Source organism: Streptomyces sp. JJ38, assembly GCF_019303475.1.
Lineage (GTDB): Bacteria > Actinomycetota > Actinomycetes > Streptomycetales > Streptomycetaceae > Streptomyces.
This window is the reverse complement of sequence record NZ_JABLSI010000078.1, coordinates 1-13,640: the sequence shown is the minus strand read 5'-3', so window position 1 is coordinate 13,640 and position 13,640 is coordinate 1. Positions and strand designations below refer to the sequence as shown.

At 74.0% G+C, this 13,640-nt stretch carries 13 protein-coding genes; 7 read left to right on the top strand and 6 right to left on the bottom strand.

Annotated features, from left to right (window positions below; all coding sequences use genetic code 11):
* Positions 1 to 1,202: hypothetical protein (locus HPT28_RS25790; protein ID WP_219094283.1), on the top strand; the 1,202-nt coding region annotated here is incomplete at its 5' end.
* Between the two features lie 54 nt (positions 1,203 to 1,256).
* Here the strand turns inward: HPT28_RS25790 and HPT28_RS25785 are convergent.
* Positions 1,257 to 2,471 carry an ABC transporter substrate-binding protein gene (locus HPT28_RS25785; RefSeq protein ID WP_257579437.1) on the bottom strand — a complete coding sequence of 405 codons (1,215 nt, stop codon included), beginning with the start codon at positions 2,469 to 2,471 and terminating at the stop codon, positions 1,257 to 1,259.
* A 328-nt stretch (positions 2,472 to 2,799) separates the two neighbouring features.
* Between HPT28_RS25785 and HPT28_RS25780 the strand changes: the two genes are divergently transcribed.
* Positions 2,800 to 3,237, top strand: a complete 438-nt coding sequence (locus HPT28_RS25780) for a hypothetical protein (protein ID WP_374227018.1) — start codon at positions 2,800 to 2,802, stop codon at positions 3,235 to 3,237.
* Positions 3,238 to 3,267: 30 nt separating this feature from the next.
* On the top strand, positions 3,268 to 4,143 hold the full coding sequence (purU, locus tag HPT28_RS25775; protein ID WP_219094269.1) for a formyltetrahydrofolate deformylase: 876 nt from the start codon (positions 3,268 to 3,270) through the stop codon (positions 4,141 to 4,143).
* 35 nt (positions 4,144 to 4,178) lie between these two features.
* Here the strand turns inward: purU and HPT28_RS25770 are convergent, their stop codons facing one another.
* Positions 4,179 to 5,477, bottom strand: coding sequence for a zf-HC2 domain-containing protein (locus HPT28_RS25770; protein ID WP_219094267.1), 1,299 nt, complete (start codon positions 5,475 to 5,477; stop codon positions 4,179 to 4,181).
* Positions 5,474 to 6,049 (bottom strand): RNA polymerase sigma factor, encoded by a 576-nt coding sequence (locus HPT28_RS25765; RefSeq protein WP_219094265.1) that lies wholly within the window; start codon positions 6,047 to 6,049, stop codon positions 5,474 to 5,476. The genes HPT28_RS25770 and HPT28_RS25765 overlap by 4 nt, the downstream gene beginning before the upstream one ends.
* Before the next feature lie 359 nt (positions 6,050 to 6,408).
* On the opposite strand from HPT28_RS25765, the gene HPT28_RS25760 reads away from it, so the two are divergent.
* Positions 6,409 to 6,768 carry an STAS domain-containing protein gene (locus HPT28_RS25760; RefSeq protein WP_219094288.1) on the top strand — a complete coding sequence of 120 codons (360 nt, stop codon included), beginning with the start codon at positions 6,409 to 6,411 and terminating at the stop codon, positions 6,766 to 6,768.
* Positions 6,769 to 6,870: 102 nt separating this feature from the next.
* Here HPT28_RS25760 and HPT28_RS25755 read toward each other — a convergent pair whose 3' ends face one another.
* Positions 6,871 to 7,350, bottom strand: coding sequence for a hypothetical protein (locus HPT28_RS25755; RefSeq protein WP_219094263.1), 480 nt, complete (start codon positions 7,348 to 7,350; stop codon positions 6,871 to 6,873).
* A gap of 47 nt (positions 7,351 to 7,397) precedes the next feature.
* The gene (locus tag HPT28_RS25750) at positions 7,398 to 8,540 is read right to left on the bottom strand and encodes an NAD(P)/FAD-dependent oxidoreductase (RefSeq protein WP_257579436.1); all 1,143 of its coding nucleotides are present in this window, start codon (positions 8,538 to 8,540) and stop codon (positions 7,398 to 7,400) included.
* A 214-nt stretch (positions 8,541 to 8,754) separates the two neighbouring features.
* On the opposite strand from HPT28_RS25750, the gene HPT28_RS25745 reads away from it, so the two are divergent.
* Positions 8,755 to 9,954 carry a S8 family peptidase gene (locus HPT28_RS25745; protein WP_308119529.1) on the top strand — a complete coding sequence of 400 codons (1,200 nt, stop codon included), beginning with the start codon at positions 8,755 to 8,757 and terminating at the stop codon, positions 9,952 to 9,954.
* A gap of 320 nt (positions 9,955 to 10,274) precedes the next feature.
* Here HPT28_RS25745 and HPT28_RS25740 read toward each other — a convergent pair whose 3' ends face one another.
* Positions 10,275 to 10,925 (bottom strand): TetR family transcriptional regulator, encoded by a 651-nt coding sequence (locus HPT28_RS25740; RefSeq protein ID WP_219094259.1) that lies wholly within the window; start codon positions 10,923 to 10,925, stop codon positions 10,275 to 10,277.
* A gap of 497 nt (positions 10,926 to 11,422) precedes the next feature.
* On the opposite strand from HPT28_RS25740, the gene HPT28_RS25735 reads away from it, so the two are divergent.
* Positions 11,423 to 12,358, top strand: a complete 936-nt coding sequence (locus HPT28_RS25735) for a VOC family protein (protein ID WP_308119528.1) — start codon at positions 11,423 to 11,425, stop codon at positions 12,356 to 12,358.
* A gap of 301 nt (positions 12,359 to 12,659) precedes the next feature.
* A partial coding sequence (locus HPT28_RS25730) for a serine/threonine-protein kinase (RefSeq protein WP_257579435.1) occupies positions 12,660 to 13,640 on the top strand: 981 nt, incomplete at its 3' end.

Below are 13,640 nucleotides of genomic sequence, written 5' to 3'. Positions count from 1 at the left end.
CCGCGGACGAGACGCAGCTCCTCCCGCCGCAGCAGCCCGACCCCCAGCGCTCCTACGGCGGCGCGATGCCGCCGCCCCACGGGGCGCCGGCCGACGAGACGCAGGTCCTGCCGCCGCAGGCCGGGCCCGGGCTCGTGGCGGGCCCGGGGACGGGCCCGGCACCCGGCGGGATGCCGCCGTCACCCCACGCGCAGGGAAACCCCGAGAGCACCCAGCAGCTGCGCCGTGTTCCCGGGAGGCGCCGCGCGGGGGCGCGGGAGGACGCGCAGCCGCGGCAGCCGCAGGAGAAACCGTTCGGCCTGCGGCCCGGCGCCCCGGAGGAGCGCCAGCCGCCGGCCGAGTTCGACAGCCTCTTCCGGCCCGCTCCCGACGCGGGCGCCGGGCCGGCCCAGGGCGGTTACGGCTATCCGCACGGCTCCCAGGGCGCGCGGTCCGCGCACGCTCCCCACCCCGGCGGCCGCCCCGGAGATCCCGGCCCCGCACACGGGCACGGCGGCTCCGGCGGCTATGAGGGTGGTGACGGTCACGACGGCTACGGGTACGAGCCGGAGGAGCCGCGCGACGCGGGCGGCCGGCGCCGCAGCCCGGTCCTGATCGTCGCCGTGGCCGCGCTGGCCATCGTCGCCGCGGGCCTGGCCGGAGGGGCGGCGCTCAACAGCGGGGGCGACGAGCCGCAGCCGGGGGAGACGAAGACCTCGCAGCCCTCGTCCGAGCCCGGCGCGGACGGCGGGACCACCGGAGGGGACACCGCGGAGGAGCAGGCCCAGGCGCTGGACGAGCTGCTGGCGGACAGCAACAACAGCCGGGACTCCGTCATCAGCTCGGTCGAGAACATCAAGCGGTGCAAGAAGCTCGGCCAGTCCGCCAAGGACCTGCGGGCCGCCGCGGGACAGCGCGACGGCCTGGTGGAGCGCCTCGGCAAGCTGAGCCTCGACAAGCTGCCGGACCACGAGAAGCTCAGCGGCCGGCTGGAGGACGCCTGGAAGGCCTCCGCCGAGGCCGACGAGCACTACGCGGACTGGGCCGATCAGGTCGCGGGGGAGGACGGCTGCGACGACGGCGAGGCGAAGCTCACCGAGTCGCTGCGCAAGGGCCACCGGGCCAGCGGCGACGCGACGTCCGCGAAGGAGGACGCCGCGGCGCTGTGGAACCCGGTCGCGCGCGAGTACGGGCTGACGGAGCGCAAGCCGACGCAGCTCTGAGGCGCGCCGGGCAAGTCCGTGGCCCGGCTCGGGCCGTCCCGGCTCCGGTGTACGTCAGCTGTCCGTCAGCCGGTTGAGGGTCTCGCCGATGTCCACCGGCTCCTTGTGCGCGGAGACGAGCTGTCCGCCGCGGACCTTCTGGAAGTTCACCATGGAGTTGACGATCCGCGGGTAGGACGGGAAGCCGAGGAGGTCCTCGTACTGCCAGCTCAGGTCGGGCGTGAGGCCGCCGGTGCTGATGGGGCCGGAGCCGTCGAGCGCCTTGTACACGCTGTGGGCGGTGATCTGCCGTCCGTCCATGCTCTCCAGCACGGACCGGAGCACGGTGTAGGCGACCCACGTGGTCTGCACGCCCGGGTCGGCCGGGTCGATGCGGTTGTCGCCGAAGGCGTACTCCCGCACGACGGAGCGCATCTCGTCCCACTCCGGCTCCTGGCTGGCGGGGTACCAGCTCGTGACGTAGGAGCCCTCCAGCATGCTGGCCGAGCCGCCGGTGCGGTTGACCAGGGACTGCTCGACGCTGCCGAGCACGGAGGCGAACGTCACCTTCTCCTCCCGGTCCCGCAGGCGCGTGAAGGAGTCGAGGAAGGTGCCGGTGCGCCCGCCGAGCGCGGCGGCCACGCAGGGCGCGTCCTCGGCGCTGCCGTCGGCGGTCGTGTAGACGTCCTCGGGGGTGGTCGGGCCCGTCTGGGCGTCCTCCTCCGGTGCGAGGGCGACTCCGGCGGCCTTCAGGGCCGCGCGCGCCTCGGTGGTGTACTCGGCGGAGTCCTCCGGCGCGGGGACGTCGGTCACCGCTTCGGTGTCGCCGCTGCGGCCGAGGCCCGCGTCGAACACGCCGGGCAGCTCGTCCCCGGCGATGGTGTCGGGGCGGACGAGGGCGACCTCGTCGCACAGGCCGGCGAGCTGCCGTCCGCTTCCCGCCACGAGCGCGGGCTGACCGCCGTTGACGGGGAAGGAGTAGGGGCTGGAGAACTCCTCCTCGGTGAGCCCGTAGCCGCCCAGGTAGGGAATGCCGTGGACCTCGAGGGAGGGGAGGGCGGTGCGTGCGTGCGTGGTGTAGGAACCGACGACGGCGACGGCGCCGACGTCCCGGGCCTTGCGCGCGCAGGCCGCGACCCGCACGCTGTCGTTACCCTCGTTGCAGGTGACGACCTTCAACTCGCGGCCGTTGATGCCCCCGTTGTCGTTCACCCAGCGGGCGTAGGCGGAGGCGATGGCCGTCATGCCGGGCATGTTGGTGGCCTTGGTGTCGGCGGGGGCCCATGTCATGACGGTGATCGGGCCCTTCGAGTCCGCCGGGCCACTGCCGCAGCCGGTGAGCGAGGAGCCCACCGCGGCGGCGGCGAGAGCCGCGGCGGCGACGGAGCGGAATCGGGGTCGGAGGCTTTGCGTACGGGGAGCGCGCGAGGCGGTCATGACAATCGACCCTGGCGGGCCGCGTGTAACACCTGAGTGATGCTCCCCTAACAGTGAGCATCGTGCAGGTGAAGAACAGGGGCGGCACCGGCGGTGTCGGCGGACGAACGTACGATCGTGAACCGTGCAAGCTCAGGACAGCTCTTCCCGTCGCGGCCGTCGGTCCCGCACCATGGGCGGCATGCCGGTCAACGACATGCCGTGGTGGCGCTGGCGCACCAACGTGCGCTCGGCGCTGCACATGCTCTCCGACCCTGTCTTCCAGCGGACCTACTGGCTGGAGGCCCGCCCCGGCTACGGGGACGTGACGGACGCCGTCTACCGCCTGGTGGAGGACACCTGGCTGGACCACTGGTCGGCGGACAAGTACGTCGGCTCGGTGTTCCGGGACGCCGAGGAGGCCGCGGCCGTCGACGCCGCGGTGCTGCGGGTCCTGCGGATTCTGCACCAGGTCGGGGCGGACGCCCCCGTGGCCGCCTACCTGGAGCACCCGGGCTGGGCGGAGGCGTGCGGCGCGGCCCGCGCCGCGCACGTCCTGCTCGCGGGCAACGACGGGGAGGACGCGGACGAGCCGCCGAAGTCCCTCGATGTGCTGGCCATCATGCTGCGAGCGGTCTGAGGGTCCCCACCGGTGTGCCACCCTGGTGCCATGAGCCCGTCGTCGCCCGCCGCCGCCCCCGAACAGTACGTCCTCACGCTGTCCTGCCCGGACAAACAGGGCATCGTGCACGCCGTGTCGAGCTATCTCTTCATGACCGGCTGCAACATCGAGGACAGTCAGCAGTTCGGGGATCACGACACCGGGCTGTTCTTCATGCGCGTGCACTTCAGCGCGGAGCCGCCGGTGAGCCTGGAGAAGCTGCGGGCCAGCTTCGCCGCCGTCGGCGACTCCTTCCAGATGGACTGGCAACTGCACCGGGCCGACGCCAGGATGCGGATCGTGCTCCTGGTGAGCAAGTTCGGCCACTGCCTGAACGACCTGCTGTTCCGCGCGCGGATCGGGGCGCTCCCGGTGGAGATCGCGGCCGTCGTCTCCAACCACACCGACTTCGCCGAGCTGGCGGGCTCCTACGGCGTCCCCTTCCACCACATCCCGGTCACGAAGGACACGAAGGCCGAGGCGGAGGCCCGGCTGCTCAAGATCGTCCGCGAGGAGGGCGTGGAGCTGGTCGTGCTGGCCCGCTACATGCAGGTCCTCTCCGACGACCTCTGCAAGGAGCTCGCGGGCCGGATCATCAACATCCACCACTCCTTCCTGCCGAGCTTCAAGGGCGCCAAGCCCTACCACCAGGCGCACGCGCGGGGCGTGAAGCTCATCGGGGCGACGGCCCACTACGTGACGGCCGACCTCGACGAGGGGCCGATCATCGAGCAGGAGGTCGAGCGGGTCGGGCACGAGGTCACGCCCGAACAGCTCGTCGCGATCGGGCGGGACGTCGAGTGTCAGGCGCTCGCCCGCGCCGTCAAGTGGCACAGCGAGCACCGCGTCCTGCTCAACGGCAACCGGACCGTCGTCTTCACCTGAGCCCGAGCCGGAGGCCGGAGCTCAGGGCTCAGGGCTCACGGACGGGAGAGCGAGGCCGTCGCGAGGAGGATGTCGCGCACGGCCTCCGGATCGCCCTCCGCCCCGGCCGCGGCGTCCAGCGGCGGCACGTGCCCCGCGGCGAGCTGACAGAACTCCAGTCCGTCGAGTGCCACATGGGCCACCGACGTCTCCTCGGTGCCCTCGGCACCGGGTGAGTCGAGCGGGATGTGCCAGTGGCCGCCACCCGGGCCCTCGATCTCCAGGTGCAGCGAGCGGCCGGCCGCGCCCGTGGGGGAGAGCCCGCGGGCCGGGGCCGCGAGGCCGGACCTGCGGCGGTCGGCGAGTATGGTCGGCAGCGTCCGGGCGGCGAGGTCGATCAGCCGGTGGAGATGGGCGGCGGCCGGCCGCTGGGCCGGGTAGTCGACGGCCTCGGCGATGCCCGTCGCGTGCACCCAGCAGTCGAAGGCGCGGTCGAGGAAGGCGTCGGGCACCGGGCGCCCCGACCCGGGGACGACGAGGCCGGTGCGCCCGGACGCGAACGACGCGGCCTGCACCAGGCTGTGCGTCTGCGCGCGCCAGGGCGCGTGGACCGTGCGCGGCGAGCGCCCGGCCACGGTGCGCCAGTACGCCTCCTCCCGCTCCGGGCCCGGGGTGGCGGGTGCGCCCGGCACCGGGTCGGGCAGGCCCAGGGCGGCCGCCAGCACCCCGTCGACCGCGGTGAGCCGGCCGATGACCCGGCCCACCGTCGTCGTCCGGGAACGCTGTCGCTCGCCGTCGAACCAGCGCCATCTGACCTCGGCGCCCCACTCGCTCGAGCCCATGTCGCGCAGGAGCGCGTCCAGCCGGGCTGTCTCGGCGTCGTAGGGCGCGGCCCACAGCGGAACGGGGATGCGGGCCGGGCGACGGTCCAGACAGCCCTCCAGGACGCGGGCGCGCAGCAGCGGGTCGAGGTCCAGGTTCTCCTCGTGCTGGAGCAGCCCCACGGCGTCGCGCAGGCGCAGCGCCTCCTCGGCGCAGGCCGCGCAGTCGGTCAGGTGCTCCTCGACGGCGGCCGTCTCGTTCTGCGGGCAGGCCGAGAGCGCCCAGGCGCCGAGAAGGGACTTCAGGGTGCTGTGGTCGAGTGGCGCCACGGGATCCTCGGTGACGGGGACGGGCCGGGCGGCGTCCGGGCCCGTGGGCGGCGGAGGCGGGCAGGCCGACCCGTCCCGGGGGCTGGGCACGTGGGGGCCGGGCTCGTGGTCGTCCGCGGCGCTGCGGGGCGACGGTATGCGCGGCGGTTCCTCGCGGCCGTCTCCCGGTACGCCGTCCGCGCCCGGCTGCCGGGGGCCGCTCACAGCTCGCCGCCCCGCCCCGCGGACCCGTGGGGCGGCGGTGTGGCGGGTGTGGCGGGTGTGGCGGTGGACAGGAGCTGGAGCCCCAGCCGCAGCCTGCGCCGCGCCTCGTCCTCGGTGACGCCGAGGTCCCGGGCCGCCTCGCGGTAGGTGCGCCGCTCCCGGTGGGCCAGCTCCAGGGCGGCCCGCAGGGACGTCGGCATGGCCGTGACGATGTAGTCGGCACGGGCGGCGGCGGAGGCCGCGCGGACCTGCTGTTCGAGTTGCTCCTCGGGGGCGTCGGCCTCCCGGTGCCGCCTGCGGAGCTGCTGCACCGCGTGCCGCTGCGCGAGCCCGGCCATCCACGATCGCATCGTGCCCTCTTTCGGCCGGTAGGTGTCGGGATGCTCCCAGACGTGCGCGAACACCTCCCGCGTCACGCTGCCGGCTGCCGACTCGTCCTGCAGTACGCGGTGGGCCAGCCCGTACACCAGCGACGCGAACCGGTCGTACAGCTCGCCCAACGCCGCGGCCTCGCCGCGCACGAGGCGCTGCTGCATCTTGCGGTCCCAACGCGGTGGTGTGTCCTGCGCCATGGTCTCGCCCCCAGCCCTTCGCGTAGGTCGAATGTAGGTGAAGGCGCCGACAGCGTGCGGCTCTTTGCGGCAATGCGTCAACATCGCATGACTCCACGGGGTGGCCACTGTGTCACCGTACGCTCGCGCCGGTGTCCACGATGGTTGAGATTCTGTCCGTTTTGCAATGGAAAGTGGGGAGTTCAGGTGTCGAGTTGGGCACAGCGGCCGGGCATGTGCCGCCGCTGTCGCCCGCCATGGGCTTAGGGTCGGGGGAGAACCAGTTCGTTTCATGGGCTGTCACCAAGGGCAGCCGAGCCGTGGAAGGGTCGATTCCGGCGGGTCGAGGGAAGGGCTTCGAGTACGTGTCGTTGAAGGTGATGGAGGAAGAGCGGGGGGAGTGGACCGTCTTCCGAGTGTCCGGCGAGCTCGACCTCGTGACCTCTCCAGCGGTCCGCCAGCACGTGCACGACGCCGTGGCCGACGGCAGACTGAACGTGGTGCTCGACCTGTCCAGCGTCCAGTTCTGCGACTCCAGCGGGGTGGGGGTGCTCATCGCCGCCCGTCGCCTGATGCACGCCTGCACCGGCAGCCTCCGGCTGATCCTGCCCGCCAAGGGCGCCGTCGACGGCTCGCACGTCAACCGGGTGCTCGCCGCGCTCGGCGTGCGGCGCCTCTTCGCCTGCTACCCCGACCTCGACGCCGCCACCGACGTCTCCGCCCGCCCGCTCAGCGCGTAGCCCCGCCCGGCTCTCGGTCGCCCGTCGTGTGCCGTTGGGCCGGGTGCTGCCGAGCCGGGTGCTGCCGCGCTGGGCGCAGGGCGGCTCAGCGCGTGGCGCGGCTCAGCGCGCGGCGCCGCGCACGAGCGGCCGGGCCGTCGTGATGAACGCGTTGATCGCGCTGCGTGAGCTGCCCCGGCCGGCGTCCATCACCGCGCGGCTGTTGCAGACGTCGTGGAGCTCGGTGATCGACCGCATCGCCTCACTCGCCCGCTGCCGTATGCCCTCGTCGTCGGTGAGCAGTTGGACGCGGAACTCGGCCTCGACGGCCTCCGTGCGCAGCTCGTACATCTCCCGCGTCAGCGCGTTGACGTCCTCAGAGCCGGGCCGCTCGTTCACCACGAACCAGCGGTGCACCGCGAGCCGCCGGTAGTTGAACAGGGCGCCCGCGTAGGCGGCGAAGGCGTCCAGCCGCTCCTGCCGCATGCGCGTCTGCTCCTCCAACTCCCGCGCCCGCTCGGTGATGCGGCGCTGGAAGAGGTACGTGAGCGAGGAGCCGAAGAGGGTGCCGAGCACCGCGATGACCGCCGTGAGTGCCTGCATGACCTCAGTGGATCATGGTCCCCCGTGCCATGTCACCGACGCCGTTCTCACCGGTTCCCGGCCACCGTCGCGGCGAGGCGGTCGGCCTCCTTGGCCAGCCTCCGCAGCGGCCCGCTGACGGGGTCGGTGTAGCCGGTGAAGTACAGCCCGGGAGCCGTGGACCCGCGCCCGGGCGGCTGCGGCCGGCCCCGGCCGTCCAGCACACCCAGATGGGCCACGAGCTCCTCCAGCCCGTTCCGGTACCCCGTCGCCGCGATGACGGCCTGCGGCGCGATGATCGAGCCGTCCGCCAGGTGCACCTTCTCCCCCTCGAAGGACTCCACGGCCGCCACGGGCTCCACCTCGCCCCGGCGCACGGCCCGGACGAAGCCCGAGTCCACCACCGGCGGCCGGCCCTCCCTGGCCCGGGTGTACAGGCCGGCCTCCGGTTGTGGCAGGCCCTGAGCGGCGAGATCGGGCACGGTGAGTCGGCGCCACAGGGCCGCCGCCCGGTCCGTCACCGGGGTCGGCAGCCGGTGCAGCAGCACGTGGCCGGCCTGCGCGGGCCAGCCGGCCGTCGACCGCCGGACGAGGTGGGGCGCGTTCCGCACCGCCAGCCGCACCCGGGCGGCGCCGCCGGCGGCCAGCTCCGTGGCGATCTCGGTACCGGTGTTGCCCGCGCCGACCACGAGCACGTCCAGCCCGGCCCACTGTTCCGGACCCGGGTAGTCGGCGGCGTGGCGCAGCGGGCCGGGGAAGCTCTCCCGCCCCGGCCACTCGGGCAGGTGTGGCGTGTGGTGCAGGCCCGTGGCCACCACGACGACGTTGGCGCGCAGTTCGCGTCCGCCGTTGGCGCGCAGCAGCCACCGGCCCCCGCTCCCGGCGCCCTCGGCCGCGTCGAGGCGCTCGACGCGGCTGACGTCGACGCCGGTGGCGATCTCCAGCCGGTGATGCTCGGCGTATCGCTCCAGATAGCTCACATACGCGTCCCGGCTCGCCCAGCGGCCGGCCGAGCGCGGAACGGCCAGGCCCGGCAGCGCGGACCAGCGGCGGGTGGTGTGCAGTCGGAGCCCGGGGCGGTGGCCGCGCCACGCGGCCCCGACGCGGTCCGACTTCTCCAGGACGACGGTGTGGATGCCCCGTGCCGTGAGGGCGGCGGCCGTCGCGAGCCCGGCGGGGCCGGCGCCGACGACGTGCACCGGGAAAGTCATACGGTGATCGGACATGGGCATGCCCACGAGCTTAGCCCCGTACAGCACGTGCCGTGTGCGGATCCCGGCGGCGGTAACACACGATCAGTTCCCTTCGTCCGCCCTTCGAACCGGGTCCCGTTCACCCGATCAGCACTAAAGTGCGCACGTCGTGTGCGAGTTCGGCACGACACCCACTGAGGGGATTCTCACTCCAAGAGAAGGGCACACGGACGTGCGAATACGGATGGGGCGGGGGGCGGGTGCGGCGAGCGCCGCCCTGCTGGCCGTCGTCACGTTGACCGCCGGCAGTGCGGGCGCGGTCGAACCGGAACCGCTGGGCACGATCAGGGACGCGGGCGTGGGGCCCGTGGTGCGGGGCGAGTACATCGTCGTCATGGAGGACCGGGGCGCCGAGCCGGCGGCCGAGGTGCGGGAGCGGGCCGAGGACCTCGCGCGGGAGCACGGCGCACGGCTGGACCACACCTACACGGACACCGTCGAGGGCTTCTCCGTCCTCGCCTCCGAGCGGACGGCCCGTCGGCTCGCGGCCGACCCGGCGGTCGCCTACGTCGAGCCCAACCGCCTCGAACGGGGCGACGGCACCCAGGTCGACCCCGCGTGGGGGCTCGACCGGGTCGACCAGCGCGAGCTCCCGCTCAGCGCCAGCTACACCTACGACACGACGGCGTCCAACGTCACCGCCTACGTCATCGACTCCGGCATCCGCATCAGCCACGACGACTTCGGCGGCCGCGCCTCCTACGGCTACAACTTCGTGGACGACAACACGGTCGCCTCCGACTGCCACGGCCACGGCACCCACGTCGCCGGGACCCTCGGCGGCTCGTCGTTCGGGGTGGCCAAGGGGGTCGAGCTCGTCGCCGTCAAGGTGCTGAACTGCGACAACCTCGGCACCACAGCCGACGTCCTGGCCGGATACGACTGGGTGGCCCAGAACGCGACCCTGCCGGCCGTGGCGAACGTCAGCATCGGAGGCAGCGCGAGCGCCACCAAGGACGCGGCGGTCCGGGAGATGGTCGAGGCGGGCATCACCGTGGCCGTCTCCGCGGGCAACAGCGACCAGGACGCCTGCACCCGCTCGCCCGCCCGCGAACCCTCGGTGATCACCGTCGCGGCCAGCACCTGGACGGACGCCCGCACGAGCTGGTCCAACTGGGGCTCCTGCGTGGACGTCCTCGCCCCCGGCAGCTCGATCGCCTCCGCGAGCCACAGCTCGGACACCGGGACGGCGACGAAGAGCGGGACGTCGATGTCCGCGCCGCACGTCACCGGCGCGGCGGCCCTCTACCTGGCCGACCACCCCGCGGCGAGCCCCGCGACGGTGACGACGGCTCTGCTGGACGCGGCGACGACCGGGGTCCTCACCGACCTCGCCGGCTCGCCCGACCGCCTCGTCTACAGCCGAGGCTGAGCCCCGCCCCCGCGGGAGGCGCCCCACGGCATCCGGCCGCCCGCGCCGCGCCCCGACCGGTGACAGGTCCGGTGGGGTGGGCGCGGGCGGCCGTGTGTCCGGCGGGTGCTGCCGCCTCCGGGCGCCTCCGGAGTCCAGGAGCGGGCCCCGGGTGTTGCCCCGGGCCCCCGGGGGGCGGCCTGCTGGCCCCTCCGCGCGGGCTGCCGGGTGCCGGGCGTGGCGACCCGCCCCAGCGCGTCGTGGCGCGTCCCGGCTCGCTCCGGCGCGTCCGGCGTCCGGACGCGCCGGGGCTCCGGCCGGCTACCCGCCCCGGGCCCCGGTCAGGCCGCGGGCTTGCGGCCGGTGACGCCGAGGTGCACCAGCAGCGTGAGCCCGGGCTTGAGATCGGCCTGTTTGGCGCCCCAGGTCGAGAAGCTCTTCTGGTGCCCGGCGACACCGGTCATCATCGTGACCAGCGAGCCCGCGAGGGCGGCGGCGCTGACGTCGGGGTCGACGCGCTTCCTGGCCTGCTGCTCCTTGATCGACTCGGTGAGCGAGCCGACGACGGAGGTGAGCAGCTTCGTTCGCAGCCTGGTGAAGCGCTTGTCCCCCTCGGCGGCGGCCAGGTCGATCACGCGGAGGATCGCCTCGTGACGCCGCCAGAACGTCAGAAACCCGTCGACCAGGTCTTCGGCGGTCTGCGCACCGGCCTTGCCCGTCCACGACCGGTCGGCGACGAGCGCGTTCAGTTCGCCGCCGCCTTCCTTGGCCGTGGAGTCGGCGAGTTCCAGGACGGCGCCTTCGACGTCCGGGAAGTACTGGTAGAAGGTCGCCGGCGACGTCCCCGCCTTGCGGGCGACGTCGATGACCTTGACATCGCGGTAGGGCGACGAGCTGAGCATGTCGCTGAGGCAGTCGAGCAGCTTCAGACGGGTCGCCTGTCCGCGCCGTCCGGCCACCCGGCCGTCAACAGTTCGAACTTTTCCTGCCATATCGTCAGCTTAGCGACGTCGGGTGCGGATGCATCCGGCCAAGGGCAAATGGGTTGTCTAGTCCATTATGGACAAGCGTGATCGAATCGATGGCGGCTCACGGCGTGCTTCTGACGCCGCCTCCCCTGAGGGGCCCTCTGGTGGCACCCCGTCCGGTGCTCCCGGCCGCTCCACGGGGCGCGGGAAACCGGAGGTGGGTGGAAAATGCGGTGAACAGGGCAAATGGTTAGAGATCGCTGTGAAGCGTACGAACCGGGAGGCCGATGCGGGTGCGGAACGGGTGGAAGCGGGTCGCACGAGGCGGCGCGCGGGGAAGAGGAACCGACCGGTCGGCGACTGAGGCGCGGACGGCGCCGGACGAGAAACCCGGCGCGGCTCCGGCGGGGGGCCCGGGGGAGAGCCGGGACGAGGGCCCGGGGGCGAGCCGGAACGAGAGCCCGGGGCGCGGCCAGGGTGAGAGCCCGGCCGGGGGGCGGGGCGGGAGTCGGGGCGGGCCCGTGGCCGAGGCCCCACGCGAAGCCGCCGGCGAGCCCCCGGGCGAGGGAGCGGGTGAGGGCCCGCCTGAGGGCACGCCCTGCTGGGCCGACGTCATGGTGTCGGACCTGGCGGCGGCGAAACGGTTCTACGGCGAGCTGTTCGGCTGGACGTTCGACGAGCCCGCGCCCGCCGCCCAGGGCCACTACACGCCGGCCCGCAGCGGAGGCCGCATGGTGGCCGGGCTGATGCGCAAGACGGACGGCCGTATGCCGACCGTGTGGACGGTCTACCTGGCCGTTTCCGACGCACGGGCGGCCGCCGGGCGGGTCTCGGCCGCCGGCGGTCAGGTGATCGGGGCCCCACGCCCCGTCGGCTCCGGCCCGGCCGGGATCATGGGGACCGCCGCCGACCCGGGCGGCGCCGTCTTCGGGCTGTGGGAGGCCCGGTCCCACACCGGCTTCGGGCGGTGGGGCGAGCCCGGCTCCTACATCTGGACCGAGGTGCACACCCGGAGCCCCGCCGAGGTCGACGTCTTCTACCCCGAGGTCTTCGGCTACCGGCCGCTGAGCGCCGCCGCCGTCCGGGACCCCGACGCGCAGGGGGAGGAGCCCGCCATCCTCGTCTGGGCCCCGCGTGGACGTCCCGCCGACGAGGAGCACGCCGTCGTCGCCCGCTGCCTGATGGAGGAGGGCACCCCGCCCGAACTGCCCGCGCACTTCCTCGTCTACTTCGCCGTGGACGGCTGCGAGGCGGCGGTCGAGACCGTGCGACGGCTCGGCGGCCGGGTCCGCCGCGCGCCCGAGCTCGGCCCCTACGGGCGCTGGGCGGTGTGCACGGACAACCAGGGAGCCGATTTCGCGGTCCTTGACCCCGGGGAGGAGCAGGCGAGGGAGTCTCCCGAGGAGCCCGCCCGCGCGGCCTCGGAGGCGCCCGCCGCACGGCCCGAGCCGGAGTGACACACCGTCCGGCCCGGGCGGCCCGGGCGTCCTGGGTTTCCCGGGCGGCTCGCCCCGGAGCCGTGCCGTCCGGGTGAGGAGAGTCCGGTGCGGTGTGTGGTGCACCGGTGCTCCGGCGCACGGACGAGGGGGAGTCGACGGGCTGTGCGGATCGCGCGCGGACACGGCCGAACCGGCCCCGGGTTCGCCTCGGAGGGCTCCGGCAGGAACAATCTGTCGGGGGACCGGTGCCACACGGCAACGGTGAGAAGGTGCTGGGGGCGGCGACGACGATGAGCCCCTACGGGGAGGTGGCAGGAGCATGGTGGATCAGCTGACGCAACACGATCCGCGCCGGATCGGTCCGTTCGAGGTCCTGGGACGGCTGGGAGCGGGCGGCATGGGGCTGGTCTACCTGGCCAGGTCCGCCTCCGGCCGCCGCGTGGCGATCAAGACGGTGCGCACCGAGCTGGCCGAGGACCAGCTCTTCCGCGTCCGCTTCACCCGCGAGGTGGAGGCGGCGCGGGCGGTCAGCGGCTTCTACACCGCCGCCGTCGTCGACGCGGACCCGCGCGCCGCCATCCCGTGGCTCGCCACCGCCTACGTTCCGGCGCCCTCGCTGGAGGAGATCGTCACCGAGTGCGGGCCGCTGCCTCCCCAGGCCGTGCGCTGGCTGGCGGCCGGGATCGCCGAGGCCCTGCAGTCCATCCACAACGTCCAGCTGGTCCACCGCGACCTCAAGCCGTCCAACGTGCTCGTCGTGGAGGACGGTCCCCGGGTCATCGACTTCGGCATCGCCTCCGGCGTCTCCAGCACCCGGCTGACCATGACCAACGTCGCCGTCGGCACGCCCGCCTACATGTCCCCCGAGCAGGCCAGGGACTCCCGCAGCGTCACCGGCGCCAGCGACGTGTTCTCGCTCGGCTCCACCCTCGTCTACGCCGCCACCGGGCACGCGCCCTACCACGGCGCCAACCCCGTCGAGACGGTGTTCATGCTGCTGCGCGAGGGCCCCGACCTGGAGGGGCTGCCCGAGGAGCTGCGCCCGCTCATCGAGTCCTGCATGAACATGGAGGCCGAGCTGCGGCCCAGCCCGGCCGACCTGCAGGCCGAGCTCGCCCCGCACCTGTTCTCCTCCGGCAACGACGACAGCGGCACGGCCTCGGCCTGGCTCCCGGCCGGCGCGGTCGAGCTGGTCGAACGCAAGCGGGGCGGGCGGAACCGGGTCCCGGCACGCCCCGCGCCCGCCGCCCCGGCGCCCTCCGCCCCGGCCCCGGTGGCTCCCGCGCCCGCCGCCCCGGCG